This is a genomic window from Limnohabitans sp. 2KL-3, from assembly GCF_001269405.1.
In the GTDB taxonomy this organism is placed as follows: domain Bacteria; phylum Pseudomonadota; class Gammaproteobacteria; order Burkholderiales; family Burkholderiaceae_C; genus Limnohabitans_A.
The window spans coordinates 255,403-274,406 of sequence record NZ_CXON01000002.1; the positions used below are offsets into that span (position 1 = coordinate 255,403).

Genomic DNA, 19,004 nt, shown 5'->3' on the forward strand with positions numbered 1-19,004 from the left:
ATCAATCCTTCTTGAGACCAATTTCAGGTATCAATCGGCCCATCTGTCGGTACACACCCGTCACGGATGCCGTGAATTCGGCATGACCTTGATAAGCCGTCGTTCCCTTGAGCTTGTTCACCAAGTCTGCAAATCCAGGGGTTTTGACCATGTCAGCCGCAGCGGCATTCCACTCTTTGATCACATCGGCAGACAGACCTGCTGGTCCAGCAACGCCGTAAAAGATCGGCACTGAAATCGGGAAATTCAACTCTTTGTAGGTGGGCACGCGTGGGTATTCAGGGATTTTGTCGGGTCCGCTCTCGGCCAAAAGACGAATCGTTCCAGCAGCTGCGTGCGGCGGGAATTCAGCTGCAACCAGTGCCTGAATCTGACCACCCAGCAAACCGTTCATGGCATCGGCACCGCCTTTGTAGGGCACATAAGTGGCTTGAATACCTGCGGCGCGGAATGCGGCTTGTGTCGAGATGTGTGTGCCCCCATTCGTTGCGGCTGTTGACCAGAACAATTTGTTGGGGTTGGCTTTGGCCCAAGACATCATCTCTTCAATGGTCTTGTGGGGCGAATCCGATTTGACAAAAAGTGGTTGTGCACTGACCAAGGTCTGAAACAGGTAGGTGAAGTCCTTGGCGGGGTCATAACTCACGGTTTGAAAATAAGGAGCCACTGTGAATGGACTGGTGGTTGCCAATGCCACGGTGTATCCATCAGGCTTTGCCCTGGCCAACAGGCCCGCCGCGATCGTGGCACCCGCTCCTGGTTTGTTGTCGACCACAACCGGCACTTTCCATCGCTCCTTGAGAAAATCAGCAATCCATCGCGATGAAATGTCACCGCCACCACCAGGAGCAAAGCCCACAATGATCGTGACCGGTCTGGACGGAAATTTATCTGGCGCTTGCGCTTGGGCTTGCGCTGTGCTGAATGCCCAGAGTGATGCAAGGAACATCACTGTTTTGGAAATCGAAATTGACATGCTGGTCTCCATTTATTGATTGACAGACAAAACAAGTCCTGCACGCTCAATGGCATCGTCTAGCCATGCAGGCGAAATGAACCCTTGCGATATGGACGCGATTCGCAAACTCTCCTTGTCCATTTTCTTGACGACTTCTTGGGCAACACGGGCGATCGATGAAAAGGGAACGACCACGACACCATCGTCGTCCCCCACGATCAAATCACCAGGATGCACCGTCACGCCGGCACAGTCCATGGTCATTTGAAGCCAAGCTGGCCCATCTTTTCGGCACTGCTGCGCATAAATGCACGCTGCAAAAACTGGCCATGACTCGGCACGTAACTTTTCCGCATCACGAACAGCGCCGTTCAGGACCATGCCAGCAAGCCCTTTGTGCATGGCAGCCATTGCCATGATTTCACCCACCGGTGCGCCCAAAGCACCGCCCGATTGCTCAGCCACGATCACATCACCAGGCCGAGCCTCTCGAACCGCCACATGCATCCCGAGATTGTCTGATGGCGGCAATTTCAAAGTGTAAGCCGCCCCAAGCAGACGCATACCGGGTCGCAAAGGTCGAACCGATGCATTCATGACATGGCCAGGCCCTAAAACATCACTGATGGTGGCCACAGGCAAATGGCGATAAGCCGCCACGAGGTCCATGGAGGGGCGCTCGAAATCAGGTCCAATCGTCAACATGTCTTCAGCCTCTCATGGCTTTGAGTTGATGCGAATAACCCGATGAATCAATCTGCACATCAATCAAACACGGCCCATTGGCATCAAGAGCCGTCTTCAGCGCTTGCGTATATTCAATTTCATTGTGAACCGAGAAACCCAAACCGCCCAAAGCTTGCATGGCACCCGCAAAGTCATGCCTGCCCCAGCGCACGCCCCGTGTCGGCAATTGTCGACTTTGCTGTTTGATGTCAATGAGCGACAGTGCACTGTCGTTGAAAACAACCACCACGATTTTGGCTTGTGTCTCGACAGCCGTACACAATTCACCCATGCACATCATCAGCCCGCCATCACCCGTGAAACACATCACCGCTTGTGTTGGATCGTCCAAAGCACAGGCGATCGCTGCTGGCAATGCGAAGGCCATAGAAGCCAACCCATTGGATATGAGCGCATCACCAGGCCGGGTGCTGGGAAAAAAAGCGGTCGCTGAAAACATGTGAGCGCCTGCATCGACCGACATGCGAGGCAGAATTTTTTTGTCGGCACACGCCCGCGCAGCCAATTGAACCACTCGGTCAGGTGCCACCCCAAACTTCACTGGGGGATAGGCCAGTTTCTCTTGCACTTCGGTTCGAATGTCCGACCATTGCGAGGGTTGCCAGCCAGATTGGTAATCCAGGAGTGCGGCATTCAATTGACCCAGGATGGCATCCAGAGATCCGGTCACTCTGGCATCAGCTTGCACATAGTGCACAAGGTGCTCCACCGAGGCAATCTCGCAAACGGCTTTGCCGTAGCGCCAGGGCTGCAAGATCATTTCGACCGGGTCCAATCCCACCAGCACCATCAGGTCTGACTGCGCAATACATTCCGCCTCTTGGAGTCCACCCGTAAAAACACCCACGACCTGCGGGTCCTCATCCGATACAACACCCTTGGCCTTGTAAGTCGGCAAGACTGGGCAGGCCAGCAGTTGGGCCAATTGTCTGACTTGCTGTGCGCTCTGTCGGGCTTCCAATCCAACAATCAAGACAGGTCTTTGGGCTTGACCCAAAAGTTGCTTGACCGCAGAAAAATTCTCTGGTGAAAAAGCATCGGGTTCTGAGGGCTTGGTCTTGACCATTAACGCAGGCACCAAGCGTTTGGCCGCTTCACTCGTCAACTCAATGTGCACCGGTCCAAACGGTGCAGATGCAGCCAGCGCCAACATGGCGTTGATCTCGGCCACAGGATCAGTTCCTTCGAGCCGACTGAAGCCTTTGACCACAGGAGCCAACATGTCCTTTTGATTGAACACTTGGTGGGTGATGTAGCTCAGTTGCTTGGGTGTGAAACCATCGCTAATCACAAGAACCGGTGCACGGTCGAGTGATGCGTAGGCCACACCGTTTGCACCGTTCGCAACACCCGGCCCTTTGGTCATGATGGCCACACCGGGTATGCCGGTGGTCTCGGCCATGGCACCCGCCATCATGACTGCTGCATTTTCCGACTTCGTCAATACAAAATCGATGCCCAACTGGGCGGCGGCTTCGATCACATCCAAAGAGGAGCCGCCACCGGGCAAGCCGAAAATTCGTTGAACACCTGCCTCGCTGAGCGCTCGTGCCAAGGCTTGGGCTGTTGTGATGGTGTTTTCCATGTCAAAGCCCTTTATCGCCTGATGTACGGATTGGCGGCAGGCCCGCCGGTGTAAATCCAAACGCTCTTGACTTGCAAGTAATCATGAATCGCATCCAAGCCGTTTTCTCGCCCCATTCCGGAAGACTTGAAACCACCGAAGGGTGAGGTGTAACTTGTCGAACGGTATGTGTTGACCCAGACGGTCCCCGCCACCAGCCTGTTGGACATGTCAACGGCTCGGCGCAAATTTTCAGTCCACACACCTGCTGCCAAGCCATACTGGGTGCCATTGGCAATGCGAACAGCATCGTCATCGTCCTTGAATTTGATGACACTCAGTACGGGGCCGAACACCTCCTCCTGCGCAATGCGCATGTTGGGCGTCACGTTCACAAAAATGGTGGGTTGCACAAAGAATCCTTTGGCACCTTCAGGCCCCTGAGCAACCGCCCCGCCCATCACGCAATGCGCTCCTTCATTTTTGGCAATCTCGATGTAATCGAGCACCTTGCGGTACTGCTGCTCGGTGGTGATGGGACCGAGTTGTGTATCTGCCGACATGGGGTCGCCAAATCGCGCGGTGCTGGCCAATGCCACCAACTTTTCAACAAAAACATCATGGATCGATTCGTGGACCAGCAAGCGAGAGCCTGCAATGCAGGTTTGACCGCTGGCTGCAAAGATGCCCGAAATCGCCCCTGACAGGGCGTCCTCGATCCGGGCGTCCTCAAAAACAATGTTGGCCGACTTGCCGCCCAGCTCCAAGGTCACATGTTTGAAGTCCGCTGCTGCAGCCACATTGACACGTCGACCACCTGACTCCCCCCCCGTGAAGGCCACTTTGCGCACCAAGGGATGGGTGACCAAGGCCTCGCCCACATCCGCCCCCAAACCGGTGACCACATTGATCAGCCCTGCAGGCAAGCCCGCCTGGGCTGCCAAAGCCGCAAACTCCAGCGTGGAAGCAGAGGTGTATTCGGAGGGCTTGATCACCACCGCATTGCCTGCGGCCAATGCAGGCGCAACCTTCCATGCCAACAACAGCAAAGGTGAATTCCAGGGCGTGATGCAGGCCGTCACGCCGATGGGTTCGTAACGCGTGAAATTGAGCACATTCGGTTTATCAATGGGCGGCACTGTCCCCTGTACCTTGTCTGCCAGACCGCCAAAATAGCGAAACCACTCGACCAAATACTTACACTGGTTGCTCATTTCAGCGTAAAGCTTTCCGTTGTCACGCACCTCAATTTCAGCCAGCCGTGGCGCATGCTCCAGCAGCACATCGGCAAAGCGCACCAAGGCCTGACCGCGCTGAGAGGGTGTCATGCGCGACCAGGTACCCTGGCGCATGGCCCGCTCGGCCGCTTGAACGGCTTGGTCAACGTCTTGCTGATTTCCAAGAGGAATTTCAGCCCATTTTTCACCCGAATAAGGGTTGACTGAATCCAGCCAACGCCCGGAAAAGGGATTGACCCACTCCCCGTCAATGAACATCGAATAACGTTTCATTTACCAGCTTTCAAGAAGACTGAAGGGGAAGGTCAATGCGCAAGTTCAAATGCGCATCAACAGTGACACGGGCCATTTGGGGAATAACCACCGTTGATTCGCGCTCTTCAATGATGGCAGGGCCTTCCAAAACAGCGCCAACAGCCAGCAAATGACGGGCATACACAGGTGTGGTCACGAATTCTTTTCTCACGACACAAAAGACGGGGCGGTGCCCTTTGAGTGCATGGGCAGCTTGGTGTAAGGCCGTCTCATCCAGCGAATCTGCCACTTGCAGCAAATCGGGGGAAGGCCCCTGCACAACCACACGCCATGACACCACTTCGGCGGGCGTGTCTTTTTCGGTACGGCCATACAAGTGCTGGTAACACTCAGAAAAACCGTGCGCCATTCTGGTCACCAAACTACCCAGTGGCGAGGCCATGTCCACGGGCACCTCTACTTCATATCCTTGACCCACATAGCGCATGGCTGCACTGACCTTGACACGACACTGGTCCGATGTCAGGCCAGAGTGCGCCATCATCGCCATGCCCTTCTTGTGCAAACCGTCCACCAACTCTTTGACTTTGTCTGCATCGAGTAGCGTCAAGGTTGAGATCTGTGCCTGGACAAACTGGAATGACATGGGCGATGCCAAAAATCCAAAGGCCGATGCCACACCAGCACCTCGTGGAATGAGAACGTGCCGCATGTCCAGTTTCATGGCCACATGACAAGCGTGTACAGGACCAGCACCACCGATGGGCACCATGGCGTAATGGGACGCTTTGAGTCCCTTTTCCAGAGCATGGATGCTGGCCGCCTGGGCCATGGCTTCATTGACGGTTTCATGGATGCCAAATGCCGCATCAACGATGGCCAATGACAATGGCTGCGCGATCTGAGTGTCGATCGCTCGGCTCGCTGCAGTCAGATCCAAGGGCATGTCGCCACCCAAAAATGACCCCGCATCCAAATACCCCAGTACCAGGTCAGCGTCTGTGACCGTCGGATCTTGTCCACCCTGCCCATAACAGGCAGGACCGGGAACGGCACTTGAACTGTCAGGACCGACCTGGATCAAGCCCAATTGATTGACCCGGGAAATACTGCCGCCGCCTGAGCCAATCTCAATCATGTCGATCGCCGGCACCTTCAGAGGTATGCCACTGCCTTTGCGAAAACGCTGCAAGCGAGCGACTTCAAAATCGTTGATGACCTGAGACTCAGAGCCATTGATCAGACACGCTTTAGCGGTCGTACCCCCCATGTCAAAACACAGAACATCTTTCAAGCCAGCCATTTTTCCAATCAATGACGTGGCCTGCACGCCGCCGGCAGGACCCGATTGCACCAGTCGAATCGGATAGGCCATGGCCGTCGTGTAATGGACCGTTCCACCGTCCGATTGCATGAGGTACAAGTCCTTCTGAATACCCATGCTTTTGAGACCCTGGATCAGACCAGAGATGTATTTTTCAAACAGGGGCTGCACATACGCATTGCACACTGCCGTTGCTGTCCGCTCATACTCGCCAATTTCAGGCATGACTTCGCTGGAGATGCAAATGGTCACGTCGGGCAGCAGCGCCTGCAATATTTCCTTGGCCTTCAATTCATGGGCATCGTGCCGGAAGGCATGCAGAAAACAAATCGCGACCGCCTGGGCACCGGCCTCCCGGATTTGCCGTGCAATGGGCTCAAGCGCAGCTTCGTCCAGTGGCACCACCACGGCGCCATCAAATGCGACCCGTTCATTGACCTCGAAGCGAAGTGATCGCGGCACCAAAGGCTCGACTGGCGTTAAAAATAAATCATAGATGTCGTAGCGCCATTCACGCGCAATTTGAAGAACATCCCGAAACCCCTGTGTGGTGACCAATGCGGTCACCACACCTTTTCGTTCGATCAATGCATTGGCGACCAGCGTGGTGCCATGAATGATGTTCTCCACTTGCTCGGGTAAGACGCCGTTGTTTTTCGTGATCAGGGCAACCCCGGTCAGCACCCCTTCAGAGGGGTCATGCGGTGTGGTCAATACCTTTTCGTTAACCAAGAGACCTTGCGAGTCAATCATGACCAAGTCGGTGAATGTTCCCCCAATGTCCACCCCAATACGGAAGGGGCCCTTCATGACCTTCGGTTCACTGCTCATGACAATTTGCCTTTGTTTGCAATCAGCATTTGTTTGATTTCGGACTCAGACAAACCATAATCTTGCTGCGCGCTTGCAACTGAAACTACGCCATCGATCAAATCTCTTTGGACCGCAGAACGCTCACGCAGATGAGCGGGTGACATACCACCCCCACCAGGGGTTTCAAAAGTCACGACCTGCCCCTCTTGCATGCTGATGACCGATTTAGCGGGAATTTTCACACCGTCCAATAAATCAAGCCCCGCTGCCCCATCGAGTCCACCCAGAAAGCCCCGAGGCGGATGCTTGACCCGCTCATGACGAATCATGAAGGCCAAAGGCTCAGGCGACAGCGATTTGAAAGAAATCCGCTGCCCCAGTCCACCTCTGTGCAGACCTGCCCCTCCGCTGTCTACGAGCAAACTCTTTTCAGTCACCAGCATGGGCGTCTGATTTTCAAATTGCTCTATCGGGCTGTTGGCGACATTGGTCGGAAAGCTCAAACAAGCAGGACCATCGCTGTTGGCTCTGGCACCGTAACCACCGCTCATGAAAAACATTTTCACAAACTTACGCTTGGATCGATCGACCCCTTTGAAATAGACATTCCAAATCGGTGAGCCACTGTCCGCAATGATTTTGTTGGGCATCATTTTGGAGAGCGCTCCAAAAATGACAAAGGGCAAATAGTGCCCAGAAAGATGCCGACCCCAGACGGGCGCCGGCCGTGTTGGATTCACCAAACAGCCCTCCGGTGCCAAGATGGTCAAGGGACGCAGTCCACCATCGTTGTTGGGGGATGAGGGATCAAATGCACACTTGACGGCATAGGCACTGTAAGCAAAAGTGAAATTCATCACAGAGTTGATCGGCTTATCGATTTGTGCATCCGTGCCTGAATAATCGATCACCAACTCGGAGCCTTTTTTCCGAACATTGCAACAAATCAACAATGATTTTTCAAACCCATCTGCCATGACCTGGTCATCGAACTCCCCATCGGGCATGGATTCCAGCATTCTTCGCATGCTGTTTTCTGAACGCAACAAGATCTGATCTGTCACCGCCGCCAAATCGTCGATTTTTTCTTGCTGCAGCAAGGCCAACAATTTGATTTGAGCCAACTCGTAAGCGGCAAACTGCGCACGGATGTCACCCAGGGTTTCCAAAGGCTCACGCAAGTTTTCTTTGATGAAAGAAACCACATCCGAATTTTCTTCACCCCGTCTGCAAATTTTGAGAACAGGAATGCACAAGCCCTCCTCATAGGCGTCTTTGGCAAAAGGATTGGGGGCACCACCAATGTCAACCGTATGGAAGGTTGAGCCCACAAATGCCACCAACTCCACACCGCGAAAAATTGGCCGAACCATGGTGATGTCGTTCAGATGTCCAGTACCCAACCATGGGTCATTGGAAATCAAGACATCACCAGGCTCCAGCGTGTGTTTGGGATAGCGCTCCAGCATGGCGGCCAGAGTTCGTGGCATGGTTCCTAAAAATGAGGGAATAGAACGGGATGATTGCGCAAACACCCTGCCGTTGGCATCCATCAATGAACAGGCCAAGTCCCAGTTTTCACGAACGACCACTGAAAACGAAGTGCGAACAAAGGTTTGAGCGACCTCATCCATCAGCCCCGTCAAACGTTGCCAAACAATTCCAAGTTGCAGTGCGCTGATGCTTTTTCCCATGGATCACCCAATCAATTGCTTTTTTGATTGTGACCAACCACCTGAACCTGGACCATTGGGCAATCACAAAGTCTCATTTAGCGACAGGCTAAAGTCGTCCTCTGTCCCATAAGGGTCAACACCCATGTTCAAACCCTTGCCGACTGGCTCACTCTCTACCTACACTGGCGGCTAAATTTACACACCACGAGACAGTCATTTTATGAATCGCTTCTGGGCAATTTTGTTGGGGCTTTTGGCATTTTCTGCCCATGCCCAAGATGCGAGCTACCCCAATAAACCCATCCGTTTGATCGTAGGCTACGCGCCCGGTGGTGCCACCGATATCGTGGCCAGAAGCATTGCTATCAAGCTTCAGGAAACGCTCGGACAAGCTGTGATTGTTGAAAATCGTGCGGGGGCAGGCAGCAACATTGCCTCGGAATTTGTAGCGCGCAGCACGCCCGATGGCTACACCTTGCTGTTGGGCACCATCGCCAACGCCACCAACATGACCGCCTACAAAAATCTCGGTTATGACACCATGCGGGACTTCATCCACATCACCCAGACCATGACTGCCCCTTCGGTTTTGGCATTGCACCCCTCAGTACCAGCTAAAAACCTGCGCGAGTTTGTGGCCCTGGCAAAGCAAAACCCAGGAAAAATGGCTTTCTCATCCAGTGGGAGCGGCGGATCGCCACACTTGGCAGGCGAACTTCTCAAACTTCGCGCCAACATTGATTTGATCCATGTCCCTTACAAAGGGGCAGCGCCTGCGATGTCTGATTTGCTGGGCGGACAGGTTCAAATGAGCTTTCAAACCGCCTTATCAGCCATTCCCCATCTCAAAAGTGGAAAGCTCAATGTGATCGCGGTGGCCAGCAAAAAACGCATGGGCACTTTGCCCCATGTTCCCACCATGGCAGAGGCTGGAATTGCGGACTTTGAGGTCTCCAGTTGGAATGGTCTGTTTGCCCCCGCCAAAACCCCTGCGCACATCGTCAATGCCTTGTACAACGCCACCATCAAGGCCATCAATACGCAAGACATCAAAGACAAAATGGAGGCACAAGGCGCCGAACCCGTTGGCAGCAGCCCCGAAGATTTCAAAGCCTTTGTGAAGGCCGAAATTGACAAATGGGAGCAGGTGATCATCAAGTCCGGGGCCAAGATGGACTGAATCGACTTTCAGATCCATCGCTCCAAGATGTGGAGAACCTGCATTCAAGAGGCCGAATCAACTGTTCATAAAGCGGCTTGGATTCAAGACCTGATAAGAGGTGTTGCACTACACTTTTTATCCGCCCAGTGTTGAAATTTCTACTCGAATCCACTATTTCATTCTTTCTTGCCAAATGGCAAAAAGATGTTCATTCTGTCTTTTTTTTCTGGTATTTTAGATAAGTTTTTAACACTGAAAAAGAGCAACAACAAGATAAATATACGCAACAACAATATAGCAGTCAACAAAGTAGTTGGCGTACCAATTTGACCATTGTACACAGTAAAAAAGTCAAAGATAAAGTTCACTGACGATATCAAAAATATACAGAAAATTACAATACTGATATACCAGTTGTTGAGATACGCATAGGTTGCTATTGCTGTCACCAAAATTATGAACCAGCCTCTGAAATAAAGAAAATTAGTTAACCTTGCAATTTCCAAAGGCTCATTGGAGAGTCTTGATGCAATTTCATTTGGGGTAAACAACAAGTTGAATGCATAAATAAATGCAATTGAAACTATGAGCCAAAAACGCAAAGGGTAAAACTTGTCAATTTGCTGATTCGCTGTTTCTCCCCAGCCCTCAATTAAAGCATTTAGCTCTTGAGCACTCACAAGTGGTTTATTTTCTTTCATATGTCTGCTACTTTTTATTTTTAATACTTAAATTTAAGCAATGAGAAGAATCAGCAAAAACGACGAATTCAAAGCTGGAGTGTAGCACTTCACCCTTGAGTTTCAATCAATGATCGTGGTGTATTCAGAGGAAGCTCCCTGCAAATAGACAGCGATGATCGTCCGCCCAAGCCTTTGTGCAGGCGGTTGTTGAACTCATCTGCAATCGCATCCAGCTCGCCTTGGCTGTCAACCTAGAAGGCAACGTCCGTGGGATGAAGCCATTCATTTGCTCGGTTGAGATCATTTCCCTCGGGCTTATGTTTTAAAAAGTACACAGTAAATCCTGTGCGCTCGTTCCATTCTTTGTGCATCGCCATTGCCCGGGCTTGGGTATTGATAGGATTTTCGGACGCTGCAGCAAAGCAACGTAAGTAGGCTTGTCAGAGTAACCCAGCAGCATATCGGACGAAATGGCGGACTTGATCTCCAGCAGGCTCACCTGCATCAGGAACCGACTCGTGCGCACCACAAGTGCGCATTCGACACTGCCATTGGTCTCACACTTGTTCAAGTCCCCTTATTTGTGGTCTGCGAATTTTTTGAAACTCATTCCGAGTATGTACATCTAAATTTCACGTCTAAACGGTAATAGAACATCAAATCGACTGCCTTTTTCCGGTATCCGCGACGCATTTTTAACACCTAAGAACAAAAACCACAATAGCGTTATGCGACCGAGTAAAATAAGCGTAAAGTCTGGTGTGATATTTTGCAATCTTGAAGGATAGACCATGAACAAATCAGATATAAAATTCATTGCCGCCAATATAAATATGATAAAAAAGTTAATTGCAACATATTTACCCGTTCGATAAGCATTGAATCCAATCATCAAAAAAATCAACATAAACCATCCTCTAAAATACATATATCTTTTAATATAAGTAGCTTCAGAATTATTATGTAAAGCTTGAAAAATATTATCTGTAAAAAAAAGCAAGCTAAAAGAGGCAATAGCACCCAAGGTGATTAATAAAACAATTCGAATTGGAAAAAATTTATCAACCATCGCGGGGCTCGATGAATAACCCCATCCTCCAATCAGTGCATCTAACTCCTGTGCGGAAATAAGCGGTTTGGTTTTGTTCATTTTCCAAATTTTAAGACAAAACTGCAATTCCAGTCAACCTGCCTATCATCATTGATGCTAGAAAATTATATGTTAACATTAACTATTAATATTAAATTATGTTTAATTTATATTTATAAAAATATTTATATAGATATATAAATACTATTTTTAATTTTAGTTATTGACCAATGTAATGCCACGGATTGACCGCTTCAAGGCTCTGTTCAAACTTGGTCGTTGAAAGCCTTCACAGAAACGGAAAAACTTGCAGGACGTCAGCTGAGTGAATGTTGTTTCAAACAACGCCTCGTCAATGCACACGTAGCATGCGTGTGTCTGCTTCATCTCGTCAACTGCCTCGTCCTTGGCCTTGAGCTTCGATGATTTGTATTGCCATTCACAAAAATCCGCAGGTAACGGGCGCCTCTGTCCATGTGGCATTCCAAGTTTCATCAGCAAATGGGCCTCTATGCCCATTGATTCTGTACCGCACCACGTATCTTTCAGCAGGCGTTCTGTGTGCTAAACCCAGCCGCTGGCGGTATCTGGCTTCGTCATACCTATCCCAGGCAGCAGCCATGGCGTTTTCCAAACTGGCACGGCGTGTTGAGAATCTGTGCCACTTGCCGTCTGCCAACTTGAAGCGGCATTGGTCAAGCAGACTGCGTGTGCGGCGATACAGCACCAACTCACCGTCTCGCAGCAGCAGGACGCTGGGCGATGCTGCTGTCAGTGCGTCAATGGTGCGTTGCTTGCTGGTTTTGACGGCGGCTGCGTCAGTTGCCAGCGGTGCGTCAGTGTGGCGTTCAGTCATAGAACACAGCCCCGCAGCGTGGAACTACTGTACTGGCAGCGTGTGCCAACTTGGAACCGCCCAATAAAAAAGTCACTTTGTAGCGTTGTACAAAGTGACTTGAAGAATTAAATGGTAGGGCGTCACGGACTTGAACCGTGGACCAAAGGATTATGAGTCCTCTGCTCTAACCAACTGAGCTAACGCCCCCACCGAAGCCGTGATTGTAGTGGCCTGGCGGGCGTTTATTTGGACTGGCTCAGCGCATTGCTGACCAAGCGCGAAGTGATGTTGACGATCTGGATCATGCGGTCATAGGGCATGCGGGTCGGGCCGATCACGCCCAAGGTGCCCACCACTTGGCCATCCACCTCATAAGGCGAGCTGACCACCGACAGCTCTTGCATGGGCACGATCTGACTTTCACCGCCAATGTAAATGCGCACGCCCTCGGCCTGGCTGGACACGTCCAGCAAACGCATCAACTGGGTTTTTTGTTCAAAAAGCTCGAAAGCACGGCGCAAATGCCCCATGTCACTGGAAAAGTCACTGACCGACAGCAAGTTGCGCTCGCCGGCAATCACCACCTCGTTCTGGTCTTCGGCCAAAGCCTCGCTGCTGACCTGAACGGCCGCTTGCATCAGCGTGGCGATTTCGCTTTGCAGGCTCACAAGCTCTTGCTGCACCCGGCTGCGCACCTGCTCAATGGCCATGCCAGCGTAATGGCTGTTCAAAAAATTAGAAGTTTCAATCAGCTGGCTTTGGGAGTAATCGGTCTCGGTGAACAGGATTCGGTTTTGCACATCGCCCTCGGGCGAGACAATGATGACCAGCAAACGCCGCTCGGACAGGCGTAAAAATTCAATGTGCCGAAACACCGAAGGCCTGCGGGGGGTCATGACCACGCCCACAAAATGCGACAAATTGGAGAGCAAATTGGCCGCACTGGCGATCACTTTTTGCGGCTGATCCGGGGTGAGCGCAGGCGTATCCAAGCCGTCGCGTTGCACCGTGAGCATGGTGTCCACAAACAAACGATAGCCACGACTGGTGGGGATGCGCCCTGCCGAGGTGTGCGGGCTGGCGATCAGGCCCAGCTCTTCGAGATCGGACATCACATTGCGGATGGTGGCGGGCGACAGGTCCAGGCCAGAGGCTTTGGAGAGCGTGCGCGAGCCCACGGGTTGGCCGTCCGCAATATAGCGTTCAACCAGCGCTTTGAGCAATAACTTGGCACGATCATCTAGCATAGACACATTTTAATGATGTAATTTGCAGATGAAATCCAAGTTCCGTCATGTTGCACTTTTTGGTAAGTACCACACCACCGCCCACGGTGGGGCACTGGAGAGTTCTCGCCGGGCTTTGGACGACGTGGCCCAGTTTCTGACGCGGCAAGGCTGTGACGTGGTGCTGGATCAAGAAACCGCTTTGCACACCGGATTGAACCAACACCCCATGCTCGACATGGCTGCCATTGGCCAGCAGTGTGATCTGGGGCTCGTGGTTGGGGGTGACGGCACCATGCTGGGCATTGGTCGGCAAATGGCCCGATTCAATCTGCCTTTGATGGGCATCAACCAAGGTCGACTGGGTTTCATCACCGATATCCCGCTACAAAGTTACCAAGATGTGTTGTTGCCGATGCTGCAAGGCCACTATCAAACCGAAGACCGCAGCCTGCTGCAAGCCCATGTGATGCGTGACCAACGCAGCGTGTTCAGCGCTTTGGCCATGAACGACGTGGTGGTCAACCGGGGTGGCACCTCGGGCATGGTGGAGTTGCGGGTCGAGGTCGATGGCCGTTTTGTGTCCAACCAACGCGCCGACGGCCTGATCATCGCCACCCCCACAGGCTCCACCGCCTATTCCTTGTCGGTGGGCGGGCCTTTGATGCACCCTGGCATTGGTGGGTGGGTCATGGCACCCATTGCACCTCACACCTTGTCCAACCGGCCGATCGTTCTGCCCGAGTCGTCTGAAATCAGCATCGAAATCGTGGCCGGGCGATACGTCAGCGCCAATTTCGACATGCAGTCATTGGCCGATCTGATTTTGGGTGATCGGATTGTGGTCAAGCGCTCTGAGCACACGGTGCGCTTTTTGCATCCCGCAGGTTGGAACTACTTTGACACCCTGCGTAAGAAAATGCATTGGAATGGAGGCGACTGAGACATGGCACTGACGCACATCACCTTGCGCGACTTTGTGATCGTGCAATCCCTTGAATTGGACCTGGCCAGTGGTTTCAGCGTTTTGACGGGTGAAACCGGTGCCGGCAAATCCATCTTGATTGACGCACTGCAGCTGGCCTTGGGTGCTCGCGCCGAATCTGGCGTGGTCCGTGAAGGTGCAAGCCGCTGTGAAGTTTGCGCCGAATTCGACCCCACCCCCGCCATCCAGTCTTGGCTGGAGGAGGCTGGTTTTGAAACGAATGTATCTTTGTTGTTGCGCCGCACAGTCGACACCTCGGGCAAAAGCCGCGCCTGGGTCAATGGCAGCCCTGCCACCGCAACACAGCTGCGCGAACTGGGCGAGCAACTGTTGGACATCCACGGGCAACACGCCTGGCAAAGCCTGACTCGCCCCGATGCGGTGCGGGGCTTGCTGGATGCGTATGCGGGCATTGACACCCGCCCCCTGAAAACCACTTGGCACACTTGGCGACAAGCCCAGCAAACTCTGACCGATGCGCAACAAGCTCAAAGCACCCTGACCCGTGAGCGCGAACGACTGGCTTGGCAAATCGGTGAACTGGAAAAACTCAATCCCCAAGTGGATGAATGGCAGGAGCTGAGCACCCAGCATGGCCGACTGGCCAACGCTCAAGCCCTGCTGGATGGGGCCAATTTGGGCACTGTCTTGCTCGAAGGTGAAGAAAACGACGGCGAAGGTGGCGCACTCAGGCAGCTGTCGCGTGCCATCCAGGCCTTGCAATCGCTTGGCCCCGTCGAGCCTGAGTTCAGCGCTCTGGCCGATGTCCTGGCTTCAGCTCTGGCACAAGCCGAAGACGTGGCCCATAGCCTGCATGCGTATTTGCGTAAAACCGATCTGGACCCCGAACAATTGGCCAAACTCGATGAGCGAATGGGCCTTTGGTTATCCTTGGCCAGGCGTTACAAAAAAACACCTGACGAACTGCCACTGTCACTGCAGGCTTGGCGTCAAGAGTTGGCTCAACTCGATGCTGCTGCCGACTTGCAAAGTCTGCAAAAAGCCGCAATGGCTGCACAAAACGCCTGCACCCAAGCGGCCAAAGCGGTCTCGCGTCAGCGTCAACAAGCGGCCAAACCACTGGCTCAGGCGGTCAGCAGTGCGATGCAGCAACTGGGCATGCAGGGGGGGCGATTTGAGGTGCAATTGCTACCCTTGGAGACACTCGCGCAGCACGGCATGGAAGAGGTCAGTTTTCTCGTTGCCGGGCACGAAGGCAGCACGCCAAGACCTGTGGGCAAAGTGGCCTCGGGTGGAGAACTCTCACGCATTGCACTGGCCATCGCAGTGACCACCAGCGAACTGGGCGAAGCAGGTACCTTGATTTTTGACGAAGTGGACTCTGGTGTGGGCGGTGCCGTGGCCGAAACCGTGGGCCGCTTGATGAAGCAATTGGGCCAACACCGTCAGGTGCTGGCGGTCACCCACCTGCCCCAAGTAGCCGCCTGCGCTGACCACCATCTGTTGGTCAGTAAAGCCGCCGCCAAGGGCCAAGTCAGCAGCCAAGTGCGAGGCGTCAGCGGCGATGAGCGCGTGAGCGAAATCGCTCGCATGTTGGGCGGAGAAAAGTTATCGGCGACCACCTTGGCACATGCCCGTGAAATGCTCGGCAACCCCACCAAAATCATGGGCCGCAAGGCCGCTCAACGCTGAACATGGACATCATCCTCATCACCGGCATGTCCGGCTCAGGCAAATCGGTGGCGCTGCACGCACTCGAAGACGCGGGCTATTACTGCGTCGACAACCTGCCACCCGAATTGTTGATCCCCTTTGTCAAGCTCGAACAACAACAAAAGGAACAACGACTGGCCATTGCGATTGACGTGCGCAGCGCCAACTCCTTGCACCTCTTGCCCGAGCAAATGGCCTTGTTGCGCGACATGGGCATGACTGTGAAGTCGGTCTTCCTGGACGCCTCATCGGACACCTTGCAGCGGCGTTATTCGGAAACACGCCGCAAGCACCCTTTGTCAGGAGGCGACAAACCTCAAAACGACAAAGCACTGGTGGAAACCATCGGATTCGAACGCGAACTCTTGTCTGACCTGCGAGAGCGTGCCCACGTCATCGACACCAGTTTGCTGCGCTCGGCTCAACTTCAGACCTACATCAAAACGCTGGTCAGCGCCCCATCGGCGCAGCTGACTCTGGTGTTTGAATCCTTTGCTTTCAAACGCGGCATTCCCACCGACGCCGACTATGTGTTTGACGTGCGCATGCTGCCCAACCCTCACTATGAAAGTGCCCTCAAGCCCCTGACGGGACGTGACGAGCCTGTTCAGGCTTACCTGCGTCAGTCGGAAGAATTTGTTCAAATGCAATTGCAAATCGAGGGGTTTTTAAAACACTGGATTCCGGCGATCGAGCGTGACCATCGCAGTTACGTGACGGTGGCCATCGGCTGCACAGGAGGGCAACACCGCTCGGTGTTCATGGTGGAGCAACTGGTGCAAAACTTCGGCACACGGTGGCTCACCCTCAAACGACACCGAGAGCTGGACGCGCTCTGACTCAACTCATTTGCACATCCCTATTGCGGCTCACCTGAGGAGCGGGTTGCCACAAATACAGGCCAGGCACAGGTCGCCGACATGCCATGGGTCAATCCATCAGCAAGGTTCGAATCGGCGCTGGCAAACCCATCGCGGGCCAGGCATGGGCATCCACCCACAGTCCGGCACAAGCCGGGTTGGATGCCGCAGACCCAAGCATGCGCACCGGGTGCAAATGCAAATCGCGGTGGGTCAACACATGCTTCCAGGGTGTTCTGTAATCAAGCTGCGTGCCTTGCGCCCAGGCGGCCAACAAATCCGTTTCCGAGTCGAACACCGGCAAGCTGAACAAACCGGCCCAAATACCGGTGTCCGGGCGCTTTTGCAGCCACACCTGCCCTTGCTCATTAACAGCCCAAAGTAACCACAGCGTGGCACTGCTGCGTTTGAGTTTGCGGGTTTTGACGGGATAGGCCAGCGGCTCGCCACGGGCTTTGGCTTGGCACACAGCGTGCACAGGGCAGGATTCGCACTGAACCTTGCGCGGCAAACACACGGTGGCCCCCAAATCCATCAGGGCCTGGGTGTAACGCGGCATGTCGGCAGCTTGGGTGGGCAACAAGTCTTGCGCCAGCGCCCAAAGGGTTTTTTCGTTCTTGGCCACAGCCAAATCATCGCCGTAACCCAGCACACGGGTCAGCACGCGTTTGACATTGCCATCCAAAATGGCCACACGTTCTTGAAAGCAAAACGCCGCAATCGCTGCCGCTGTGGATCGGCCAATGCCGGGCAGGGTTTGCAGATCGTCGGCGCGGCGCGGAAATGACCCGCCAAAACGCCCCATCACCTCTTGGGCGCATTTGTGCAAGTTGCGGGCACGGCTGTAATAACCCAGGCCACTCCACAGAGCCAGCACATCGTCTTGCGGCGCGGCTGCCAACGCAGCCACGTCCGGAAAACGCACCAAGAAACGCGAAAAATAATCCAACACCGTGCTCACCTGCGTTTGCTGCAACATGATTTCGGATAACCAAACGCGGTAAGGGTCTTGGGTGTTTTGCCAGGGCAGGCTTTGCCGCCCGTGCAGTCGCTGCCACGCCACCATGCGGCGGGCAAAATCTTCAGGCAAAGTTGTCACGGTTTCTGGCATGTTGGGCAATAAAAGGTGGTGCGCTGGCCTTGCAGCATGGACTTGATGGGTGCAGCACAGCGTCGGCAAGGTTCGCCCGCCCGGCCATAAACAGCGGCTTCCAACTGAAAGTAGCCGGTGCGGCCTTCGGCGCTCACAAAATCCTTGAGTGAACTGCCGCCTTGCTCCAGCGCTCGGTTCAGCACTTGGACAATGGCGGCGTGCAAGCGGGCCACACGCGGTTTAGACAAACGCGCGGCCTTGGTCGTAGGGCGAATGCCCGCCATGAACAAAGCTTCAGAAGCGTAAATATTGCCCACACCCACCACCACATCACCCGCCAACAAGACCTGTTTGATGGCCGACTGACGTTTTTTAAGGGCCAGCGCAAAAGCGATTACATCAAACTGGGCACTCAAGGGCTCGACACCCAGACGTCCCAGCAATTTCTGCGCTTGAGGTGAGTCTTCAGACGGGGCCCAGACCACTGCACCAAAGCGGCGCGGGTCGTGCAAACGCAACACCCCCCGATCGGTCACCAAGTCCATGTGGTCGTGCACGCCGGGCTCGGGCTGCGCAGGCGCAAAGTTAAGGCTACCGGACATGCCCAAATGCAGCAGCAACAAGCCTTGGTCCAAATCAAGCAAGAGATATTTACCGCGTCGGCGCACCCCCACAACCTGTCTTCCCACCAAGTGAAGCGCAGGCACACCCAAGGGCCAGCGCAGTGGCTTGCCCATGTGCAGGGCCAAGATTCGGGCTGAAGCAATGCGATCGACAAAACTGCGACGGGTGACTTCTACTTCGGGGAGTTCAGGCAT

16 protein-coding genes and 1 tRNA gene are annotated in these 19,004 nt (G+C 53.6%); 4 read left to right on the forward strand and 13 right to left on the reverse strand.

Annotated elements, in window-relative coordinates:
- Position 1: 1 nt before the first annotated feature.
- From AMM41_RS03565 to AMM41_RS03590, 6 genes are all read right to left on the reverse strand, one after another.
- Complete coding sequence (locus AMM41_RS03565; protein WP_158273187.1) at positions 2–976, reverse strand: Bug family tripartite tricarboxylate transporter substrate binding protein; 975 nt, start codon at positions 974–976, stop codon at positions 2–4.
- A gap of 12 nt (positions 977–988) precedes the next feature.
- Positions 989–1,594 (reverse strand): RraA family protein, encoded by a 606-nt coding sequence (locus AMM41_RS03570; RefSeq protein WP_158273186.1) that lies wholly within the window; start codon positions 1,592–1,594, stop codon positions 989–991.
- Positions 1,595–1,667: 73 nt separating this feature from the next.
- Positions 1,668–3,290, reverse strand: a complete 1,623-nt coding sequence (locus tag AMM41_RS03575; protein ID WP_089953077.1) for a thiamine pyrophosphate-binding protein — start codon at positions 3,288–3,290, stop codon at positions 1,668–1,670.
- An 11-nt stretch (positions 3,291–3,301) separates the two neighbouring features.
- Entirely contained in the window at positions 3,302–4,780 is a 1,479-nt protein-coding gene (locus AMM41_RS03580; RefSeq protein ID WP_089953079.1) for an aldehyde dehydrogenase, read from the reverse strand.
- Between the two features lie 10 nt (positions 4,781–4,790).
- A complete protein-coding gene (locus AMM41_RS03585; protein WP_089953081.1) occupies positions 4,791–6,917 on the reverse strand; it encodes a hydantoinase/oxoprolinase family protein in 2,127 nt (708 codons plus the stop codon).
- Positions 6,914–8,593 (reverse strand): hydantoinase B/oxoprolinase family protein, encoded by a 1,680-nt coding sequence (locus AMM41_RS03590; RefSeq protein WP_089953083.1) that lies wholly within the window; start codon positions 8,591–8,593, stop codon positions 6,914–6,916. The genes AMM41_RS03585 and AMM41_RS03590 overlap by 4 nt, the downstream gene beginning before the upstream one ends.
- A gap of 202 nt (positions 8,594–8,795) precedes the next feature.
- Here AMM41_RS03590 and AMM41_RS03595 point away from each other — a divergent pair, with 202 nt between their 5' ends.
- Positions 8,796–9,755: a tripartite tricarboxylate transporter substrate binding protein gene (locus AMM41_RS03595; RefSeq protein ID WP_108376898.1), complete on the forward strand. Its 960-nt coding sequence runs from the start codon at positions 8,796–8,798 to the stop codon at positions 9,753–9,755.
- Between the two features lie 158 nt (positions 9,756–9,913).
- Here the strand turns inward: AMM41_RS03595 and AMM41_RS03600 are convergent, their stop codons facing one another.
- The 5 genes from AMM41_RS03600 to hrcA form a co-directional block, all read right to left on the reverse strand.
- Positions 9,914–10,438, reverse strand: coding sequence for a hypothetical protein (locus AMM41_RS03600; RefSeq protein ID WP_089953085.1), 525 nt, complete (start codon positions 10,436–10,438; stop codon positions 9,914–9,916).
- Positions 10,439–11,045: 607 nt separating this feature from the next.
- Positions 11,046–11,570, reverse strand: coding sequence for a hypothetical protein (locus tag AMM41_RS03610; protein ID WP_089953089.1), 525 nt, complete (start codon positions 11,568–11,570; stop codon positions 11,046–11,048).
- 379 nt (positions 11,571–11,949) lie between these two features.
- Positions 11,950–12,366 carry a hypothetical protein gene (locus AMM41_RS21740; protein ID WP_194944595.1) on the reverse strand — a complete coding sequence of 139 codons (417 nt, stop codon included), beginning with the start codon at positions 12,364–12,366 and terminating at the stop codon, positions 11,950–11,952.
- Positions 12,367–12,478: 112 nt separating this feature from the next.
- Positions 12,479–12,555: transfer RNA gene (locus AMM41_RS03620), tRNA-Ile, on the reverse strand.
- Positions 12,556–12,590: 35 nt separating this feature from the next.
- Positions 12,591–13,595 carry a heat-inducible transcriptional repressor HrcA gene (hrcA, locus tag AMM41_RS03625; protein WP_089953093.1) on the reverse strand — a complete coding sequence of 335 codons (1,005 nt, stop codon included), beginning with the start codon at positions 13,593–13,595 and terminating at the stop codon, positions 12,591–12,593.
- Between the two features lie 28 nt (positions 13,596–13,623).
- Between hrcA and AMM41_RS03630 the strand changes: the two genes are divergently transcribed.
- From AMM41_RS03630 to rapZ, 3 genes are read left to right on the forward strand one after another with little or no spacing between them, the layout of a single operon-like run.
- Positions 13,624–14,517, forward strand: a complete 894-nt coding sequence (locus AMM41_RS03630; protein ID WP_089953095.1) for an NAD kinase — start codon at positions 13,624–13,626, stop codon at positions 14,515–14,517.
- A 3-nt stretch (positions 14,518–14,520) separates the two neighbouring features.
- Positions 14,521–16,212 (forward strand): DNA repair protein RecN, encoded by a 1,692-nt coding sequence (recN, locus tag AMM41_RS03635; protein WP_089953097.1) that lies wholly within the window; start codon positions 14,521–14,523, stop codon positions 16,210–16,212.
- A complete protein-coding gene (gene rapZ / locus AMM41_RS03640; RefSeq protein ID WP_089953099.1) occupies positions 16,209–17,072 on the forward strand; it encodes an RNase adapter RapZ in 864 nt (287 codons plus the stop codon). Before recN ends, rapZ begins: the two co-directional genes overlap by 4 nt.
- A gap of 91 nt (positions 17,073–17,163) precedes the next feature.
- Here rapZ and mutY read toward each other — a convergent pair whose 3' ends face one another.
- Entirely contained in the window at positions 17,164–18,204 is a 1,041-nt protein-coding gene (mutY, locus tag AMM41_RS03645) for an A/G-specific adenine glycosylase (protein ID WP_089953101.1), read from the reverse strand.
- A complete protein-coding gene (gene mutM / locus AMM41_RS03650; protein ID WP_089953103.1) occupies positions 18,189–19,004 on the reverse strand; it encodes a bifunctional DNA-formamidopyrimidine glycosylase/DNA-(apurinic or apyrimidinic site) lyase in 816 nt (271 codons plus the stop codon). The genes mutY and mutM overlap by 16 nt, the downstream gene beginning before the upstream one ends.

Coding starts and splice junctions, on each gene's coding strand:
- mutM (WP_089953103.1), bottom strand. CDS start 19,004: ATGCCTGAACTCCCCGAAGTAGAAGTCACCCGTCGCAGTTTTGTCGAT.
- AMM41_RS03630 (WP_089953095.1), top strand. CDS start 13,624: ATGAAATCCAAGTTCCGTCATGTTGCACTTTTTGGTAAGTACCACACC.
- hrcA (WP_089953093.1), bottom strand. CDS start 13,595: ATGCTAGATGATCGTGCCAAGTTATTGCTCAAAGCGCTGGTTGAACGC.
- recN (WP_089953097.1), top strand. CDS start 14,521: ATGGCACTGACGCACATCACCTTGCGCGACTTTGTGATCGTGCAATCC.
- AMM41_RS03580 (WP_089953079.1), bottom strand. CDS start 4,780: ATGAAACGTTATTCGATGTTCATTGACGGGGAGTGGGTCAATCCCTTT.
- AMM41_RS03565 (WP_158273187.1), bottom strand. CDS start 976: ATGTCAATTTCGATTTCCAAAACAGTGATGTTCCTTGCATCACTCTGG.
- AMM41_RS03610 (WP_089953089.1), bottom strand. CDS start 11,570: ATGAACAAAACCAAACCGCTTATTTCCGCACAGGAGTTAGATGCACTG.
- AMM41_RS03600 (WP_089953085.1), bottom strand. CDS start 10,438: ATGAAAGAAAATAAACCACTTGTGAGTGCTCAAGAGCTAAATGCTTTA.
- AMM41_RS03585 (WP_089953081.1), bottom strand. CDS start 6,917: ATGAGCAGTGAACCGAAGGTCATGAAGGGCCCCTTCCGTATTGGGGTG.
- AMM41_RS21740 (WP_194944595.1), bottom strand. CDS start 12,366: ATGACTGAACGCCACACTGACGCACCGCTGGCAACTGACGCAGCCGCC.
- mutY (WP_089953101.1), bottom strand. CDS start 18,204: ATGCCAGAAACCGTGACAACTTTGCCTGAAGATTTTGCCCGCCGCATG.
- AMM41_RS03575 (WP_089953077.1), bottom strand. CDS start 3,290: ATGGAAAACACCATCACAACAGCCCAAGCCTTGGCACGAGCGCTCAGC.
- AMM41_RS03590 (WP_089953083.1), bottom strand. CDS start 8,593: ATGGGAAAAAGCATCAGCGCACTGCAACTTGGAATTGTTTGGCAACGT.
- AMM41_RS03595 (WP_108376898.1), top strand. CDS start 8,796: ATGAATCGCTTCTGGGCAATTTTGTTGGGGCTTTTGGCATTTTCTGCC.